This is a genomic window from Mesobacillus sp. (assembly GCF_049588175.1).
In the GTDB taxonomy this organism is placed as follows: domain Bacteria; phylum Bacillota; class Bacilli; order Bacillales; family Cytobacillaceae; genus Mesobacillus.
Map to the genome: position 1 here is coordinate 1 of NZ_JBAVFI010000219.1, position 7216 is coordinate 7216.

Genomic DNA, 7216 nt, shown 5'->3' on the forward strand with positions numbered 1-7216 from the left:
ACTTTAAGCAAATTTTTGATACAATAAGTTTTGTTTCTGGAAAGGGGTTAGTCTTAATGAACAAATGGATGGCGGATCGCAGATTTATTTTAGGTATATTGATCGCACATCTACTATTATTTTTTACCTTCGAGGACAAGACAGTATTCTGGTATATTTTCACAGCATCCATGCTAGTGTTAATCAGTTATTCCATCAAACATGAAGAAATCGAAGATCAGGCTTCGACTTTATCATATTTTTCCATAGGGATTGCATCCGGACTTGGCCTTTTTGGACTCTTCTGGCTGGGAAGCTCATTTATAGATATTCTTAACCTCCCTTTAACCACGCAAATTTCCCGACTATACAGTAGATTTTCACCAGAAATGATCTGGCATTATCTTGTGCTCGTTTTAATCATTGCTCCTGGTGAAGAAATTTTTTGGAGAGGATTTATCCAAAAGCGCCTTAATAAACATTTTGGGATGAAAATGAGCATCGGACTTTCTGTATTCCTATATGCCTCTGCTCACCTTTATTCAGGAGAATTCATCCTGGTCCTTGCTGCAATCATCGCTGGATTAGCATGGAGCATCTTATATGCCTGGAAGCGAAGTCTTCCTCTAGTTATTGTTTCTCATATTGTTTTTGATTTATTATTGTTTGTATTTCTTCCGCTTCGTTAAAAATGACCCCGCAGACCTGAATGGCCTGACTGGGTCATTTTTTTATTGTTCCCATAACTTGTACATGTTATCTTTTTTTTAGGGTATAGTGGTTGTAACTTATTTGTGTCAATCGCGTCTAAAAGAATAGTTAACACCAAATGAGAATACAGGGGGCAATATATATGAACAAATTAGTAAAACCTTTTGCAGTGCTGAGCTTGTCAGCAATGTTTATTGCAGGATGTGGTTCTGCTGAACAATCTGCTGATAAGACGACCGCTTCAAAGCCAGCATCCGCACCTGAAAATACTGAAAAAGAGCAAGCTGATGGACAAGAAACAACAGAACAGAAGCAATCGGAAGATAAAGGCGAGGATGGCGTAATTCGGATCCTTGAACAAAACTTTACTTATAAAGTCAATGGTGAACAGAAAGAAGAAACAGCCTTCTTAAAATACAATGACAATCAAAACTATTCTATGTATGTTTTACCTGAATATGAACTTACTGGAGAAGAACCGAATAAAGATGTTCTTTTCTGGAATGAGGATGATAGTGTCTTTATGAGGATTGAACTGCTTCCTGCAGATATCGATTGGGCTCTAATGGAACAAAACACAAAAGCCCAGCTAACAGCTGTAGGACCAGATGTGAAGGAAGCCGAAATTCCTGATGATGCTTTCTTTGAAAATGCATGGGCAATGGAAACAAAGAGCGGATCAGAGACTGTAACTTCATATCTGATAAAAAATGAACAACAGCCAATCAAATTGACATTATTCACGAAGGATAATGCTGATCATAGGAATGCCTTTTTGGAAATGGGCAAAACCATCCTTAAAGAGAACAAATAAAAAAGAAGGGGCCTCCCTTCTTTTTTATTTGGCTGAGTTTTTGGATATTTTTTGTTTTTTTGAAACTTCTACGAGAAAATCCACAGTCAAGTTTAAATCGCCTTTATATTAAATTGAATACAAATAAATTAACTGTGATTACAGTCCCAAAGGAAAGAAATCCAGCAATTTTTACAGGATGCCTATTTTGATATTCATTCAATGGAGTTACCCTTTTCACAATTTCCCAAAAAAGTGTCGTACCTCCAATCACGACCATAACCCCCAAAACAAAGTTATCGAGAGAATTTGCAACCACAATAATATGATCGATAAAAAGAATCCAAAGATAACCTAAAAAAGCATTAAGCAGAACAGACATTACTAAATCTTTCTTTTTCATGCCATTCACACCTTTCCAAGCTTTTATTTATAATTGAATTCTATCATAAATTACCATATATTAACAACTAATATTCAACTCTTTGTATTTACTGGTTTCATCCATAGCAGAATAATAAAAATCAAGCTGATGTAACCAAAAACGGGATATAGAATTGAAAGCAATGTTCCATAATGGATTAGGCTTATGAAATAGCAAATCAGAAACAATAATGATACGACGAGCATACTAGGAAGCTTGATGTATTTTTGGATCTGCCTTTCCAAACCGAAGATATTGCCAATTACTGACGTGAAAATCTCTCCATAAACGATTAATACAAAAATCCAGTACAGACCAGAAGCCAGCTGTTTCATGATTACTGCCATCGGAATTTCAAAGGTTTCAAATCCTGGCAGCATGATCAAGGTCAAATGGCTGGAAAGGAGAATTAATGTCAAGGCACTGCCTCCAATAATTCCGCCCCACTTCACGGTATTGTCGTCCTTAATTTCCGCTGCTACTGGGACAAGCACCGCCTGAGCAAGTGAAAGATTTAATGCTGTGTATGAAAATGGAGCCACAACGGACTTCCATCCATCCTCTGCATATGGCATAAAAACCACTTGTTCGATAAAACCCGGCAATTGCACTGATAGGAAAAATAGGATTAGACTGAAAATAATCATCATTGGCACAACAAATGTATTAACTGCAAATACTCCCTTCAAGCCGACGAACATGACTGCAAGCGAAAGAGCGATTGTAATGAATACTCCAAGTGATTTGTCCAGCCCAAGTTGTTCTTCAAATACAGCTCCGGCCCCAGAAAGCATAACAGCACATACTCCAAGAAGCATGACCAGCATGACTATATTGATCAATCTTCCAAAAAACTTCCCAAACAGATGTTCATTCATTTCTTCATATGAATGGGCTCCAATTGAGGCAGCAATTCTCATCAGCTTGGAGCCCATGTAAATAAGCATATATCCGCTCATGAATATTCCAATCAATCCAAATACGCCAAAGCGGGAAAAAAATTCGACGATCTCCCTCCCGGTCGCAAAGCCGGCACCCACGACCGTGCCAACATAAACAGCAGCGATTTGAAAGGCAGCTCCCCAGTTTGTCTTCAAAGCATTCCCCTCCTCCCTTTCAATATATGTGAACTAAGACAAACCATGACGAGCTTTTAAAAAGACTAGTTACAAAAATGTAAAAATTACCATAATCAAAATTATTGAAAGTCAAAACAGGTCAAAGTATAATAAAAGCAAATTGATCAAAGATAGTCAAAGTCAAAAAAAACAACTTGTTTGATCAAAATTAGAAATTGAAACCTTTGAAGGAGGAATTTAAATGCTTTGCCAAAATTGCCAGGAGAAACACGCACATATTCAATTGAAAGTTAATTTAAACGGTAATCAGAAGCATTTAATGCTCTGTGAAGATTGCTACAATAAAGAGCGAGAAAAATTAGGCTCATCCTTCGGCAGCCAAATGTCCGGATTTGCCGGTTTTGGAGGTTCGCCTTTTAACGATATGTTTAAACAATTTTCAGGTAACATGAACAATAATATCCCTGGCCATAATCCTGCTGGTCCTGCCCCTAAAAATGGAGGAAGCGGAAATGGATTTATTGACCAATTCGGAAGAAACTTGACCCAGATTGCCAAGACTGGCCTGATCGATCCTGTTATCGGCCGCGACGAAGAAGTAAAGCGTGTCATCGAAATTTTAAACAGAAGAAACAAAAACAATCCAGTTCTCATTGGTGAACCCGGCGTTGGTAAGACAGCCATCGCTGAAGGTCTCGCATTAAAAATTGTAGAAGGCAATGTACCGAATAAATTGAAAAACAAAGAAATTTACCTGTTAGATGTAGCTTCAATGGTTTCCAATACAGGGATCCGCGGACAATTTGAAGAAAGAATGAAACAGTTGATTTCAGAACTGCAGGCTCGCAAGAACATCATTTTATTTATTGATGAAATTCACCAGCTTGTTGGCGCCGGGTCTGCTGAAGGCTCCATGGATGCAGGAAATATCCTGAAGCCAGCGCTTGCACGTGGTGAACTGCAGGTCGTCGGGGCGACTACGCTGAAAGAATACCGCCAAATTGAAAAAGACGCAGCTCTAGAAAGACGCTTTCAGCCTGTGCATGTACTTGAACCAACTGTGAACGAGGCAATTGAAATCCTGAAGGGAATCCAGTCTAAGTATGAAGACTTTCATGAAGTTTCATTTGAAAAAGATGCTATCATTGCATGCGTTCAGCTCTCACACCGCTATATCCAGGATCGATTCCTCCCTGATAAAGCGATTGACTTAATGGATGAAGCCGGTTCAAAAATAAATCTTGCATCTGATTACACAAATCAAAACGATGCGGAGAGCCGCCTTGCTGAAATTGCGAAGAAAAAGGAACAGGCACTTAAGCAGGAAGACTATGAAACTGCTGCTAAGCTCCGTGACGAAGAGACAAAGCTTGAAAAAGGTATAAATGCAAACGGAAATTCAGCCCGTTCGGTCGTTACAGTTCAGCATATCCAGGAAATCATCGAAAAGAAAACGGGAATCCCTGTAGGAAAGCTGCAGGAAGATGAGCAGGAAAAGATGAAGAATCTTGTTGCTAACCTGAATGACAAAGTCATTGGACAGGAAGAAGCTGTCCAAAAGGTTGCAAGAGCGATCCGCCGCAGCCGTGCAGGCTTGAAATCCAAAAACCGGCCAATTGGGTCATTCCTGTTTGTTGGACCAACTGGTGTGGGTAAGACAGAATTAACCAAAACACTTGCTGACGAATTATTCGGTTCTAAGGACGCAATGGTACGTCTCGATATGAGTGAATATATGGAGAAGCATAGTGTTTCCAAACTGATCGGTTCACCACCAGGATATGTAGGACACGAGGAAGCTGGCCAATTGACTGAAAAAGTCCGTCGTAACCCTTATAGCATCATCCTGCTCGATGAAATCGAAAAAGCTCACCCTGACGTCCAGCATATGTTCCTGCAAATACTTGAAGATGGACGCTTGACTGACAGCCAGGGTCGGACAGTGAGTTTCAAAGATACAGTCATCATCATGACAAGCAATGCAGGCGTTGGACACAAAACCATTAAGGTTGGATTTGATAAGAGCGGGGCTGTTGCTGAATCAAGCATTCTTGATTCACTTGGCGGGTTCTTCAAGCCGGAATTCCTTAACCGTTTTGACAGCATTATAGAATTCAAGTCACTTGAGAAGGAAAGTCTTCTTCAAATTGTCGACCTGATGCTTGCTGAACTGAAAAATACCCTCAAAGAACAAAATATCAGCATAGAAGTTTCTAATGAAGTAAAAGAGAAATTAGCGGAGCTTGGATTTCACCCTGCCTTCGGCGCACGTCCACTTCGCCGTTCCATCCAAGAGCAGCTTGAGGATTCAATCGCCGACTTCATTCTTGAAAAGCCTGATGAAAATGAACTCAATGCAGTAATCGAAAATGACACAATCACAATTAAACGTAAATAATGCAGACGCCCGGACATTGTTCCGGGCCTTTTTAAGTTTTTTTACATTTTTTACAGTTTGAAAATGAAAAGTACATAAAACGCGTATAGAATAAAAGCATACATTTTTAGAAAAGAGGTTAACCTTATGCAGTTTTTGACAAAATTCAGTTTAAAGAATGCTTTTGCTGTTTTCATCATTTCCTTCTTATTAATTCTTGGCGGATTGTATTCCTTTACACGTTTAAAGGTGGATTTGCTCCCTAATATCGAGTTCCCCCAACTTTCAATCGAAGTATTGTATCCTGGTGCTTCCCCACAGGATATTAATGAACAGGTAACGGAAAAACTTGAAACGAAATTAAAAGGTATTGAAGGCATCAAAAAGATGCAGAGCTCATCCTTTGAAAGCATCGCCATCATCAATCTAGAGTTCCCATTTAATACAGATTTGGATGATGCCGAGCAGCAAGTAAATACCTATATAAAAGAGGCTGGACTTCCGGAAAATGTACAGACGAATGTAAACAGATTTTCCTTTGGCTCCTTCCCTATTTTTAACATTTCACTTTTTGCCAAAGATAATCAAGACCTTGAGCAGCTAGTAAATGAAGAAATCATTCCTCAACTTAATAAAATTCAGGGAATTAACAGTGTTTCCGTTGGCGGGCAGACTGAGGATATACTCCAGATAACCGTTGATCAGAAAAAGGCAGCCCAACTCGCACTTAGCTTAAATGAAATTAAAGAAACGATTAACTCAAAAAAGTTCAGCTTTCCAGCTGGAAACCTGAACGAAAATGAAATCCAGGTCCCAATCAGGGTACAAGAGAAAATTGAAGAAATCAAAGAGCTTGAAAACTTGCTGATTAAATCAAAATTCGCACCTGAGGCTCCGGCAATAAAACTTGGTGATATAGCCACCATCAAGGTAGTAACAGAAAAGCCAGAAATCACCCGCTACAATGAAAAAGAATCTTTATCAATGGCGATCACGAAAAAACAGGATGCCAATACCGTAGAGATTGCTGAAAAAGTATTAGCCGTAATAGACAGCTATAGCGACCGCCTGGACTACGCAATTGGATTTGATTCGGCAGAGGGCATCGAAAAGTCAGTTAATACATTAGTAAAAGAAGGATTGTTGGGAGCACTATTCGCATCGATTGCGGTACTTATTTTTCTAAGAAATTTCAGGGCTACAATCATAGCCATCGTTTCAATACCGCTTTCGCTGTTAATCTCTTCTATCTTCCTTAATCAGCTCGATATTTCCCTGAATATCATGACACTCGGAGGCATGGCCGTTGCTGTTGGCCGAGTTGTGGATGACAGCATCGTGGTAATCGAGAATATATTCAGGAGGGTCCGGAAGACAAAAGAAGGAATGACGGATGACCTGATCCAGGATTCAACAAAAGAAATCCTGAAAGCAATCACGTCTTCGACCATAACAACAGTCGTCGTATTCCTGCCTCTGGGGCTTGTAGGCGGGATTACCGGAGAATTCTTCCTTCCATTTGCACTGACAATTGTATTCTCATTGCTTGCATCATTAATCGTAGCGATCACGATCGTTCCTATCCTTGCAAAGTTTTCATTTAAAATGGTACCTAAGGAAGAAAAGGAAGGCGCAATGCAGCGCGCATATGCAAGTGCCATAAAATGGTCACTCAACCATAAAGCACTTGTCATTATACTTTCATTCCTGCTTTTGGCAGGCTCAGGGTTCCTTGTAAAAGGTCTTGGCTTTACTTTTATCCCTAACGAGGAACAAAAGCTGCTTGTGGCTACCTTCCAGCTCCCTTCCTCTACATCGCTCGAAAAGACGAATGATGTTTCAATGAAGGTAGA

The 7216-nt window shown here is 39.7% G+C and carries 6 protein-coding genes; 4 read left to right on the forward strand and 2 right to left on the reverse strand.

All coding sequences use genetic code 11. The annotated features are described in order from the left end of the window. Nucleotides 1-56: 56 nt before the first annotated feature. Both WB217_RS05480 and WB217_RS05485 read left to right on the forward strand, forming a co-directional pair. Complete coding sequence (locus WB217_RS05480) at nucleotides 57-668, forward strand: lysostaphin resistance A-like protein (RefSeq protein ID WP_423991402.1); 612 nt, start codon at nucleotides 57-59, stop codon at nucleotides 666-668. A gap of 164 nt (nucleotides 669-832) precedes the next feature. Next, the gene (locus tag WB217_RS05485; protein WP_423991404.1) at nucleotides 833-1504 is read left to right on the forward strand and encodes a hypothetical protein; all 672 of its coding nucleotides are present in this window, start codon (nucleotides 833-835) and stop codon (nucleotides 1502-1504) included. A 103-nt stretch (nucleotides 1505-1607) separates the two neighbouring features. Here the strand turns inward: WB217_RS05485 and WB217_RS05490 are convergent, their stop codons facing one another. Then, on the reverse strand, nucleotides 1608-1886 hold the full coding sequence (locus tag WB217_RS05490; RefSeq protein ID WP_423991406.1) for a hypothetical protein: 279 nt from the start codon (nucleotides 1884-1886) through the stop codon (nucleotides 1608-1610). 74 nt (nucleotides 1887-1960) lie between these two features. Next, nucleotides 1961-3004, reverse strand: coding sequence for a GerAB/ArcD/ProY family transporter (locus WB217_RS05495; protein WP_423991408.1), 1044 nt, complete (start codon nucleotides 3002-3004; stop codon nucleotides 1961-1963). Nucleotides 3005-3227: 223 nt separating this feature from the next. Between WB217_RS05495 and WB217_RS05500 the strand changes: the two genes are divergently transcribed. Next, entirely contained in the window at nucleotides 3228-5384 is a 2157-nt protein-coding gene (locus tag WB217_RS05500; protein ID WP_423991410.1) for an AAA family ATPase, read from the forward strand. Between the two features lie 126 nt (nucleotides 5385-5510). Continuing rightward, the coding region (locus WB217_RS05505) for an efflux RND transporter permease subunit (RefSeq protein ID WP_423991412.1) at nucleotides 5511-7216 on the forward strand (1706 nt) is incomplete at its 3' end.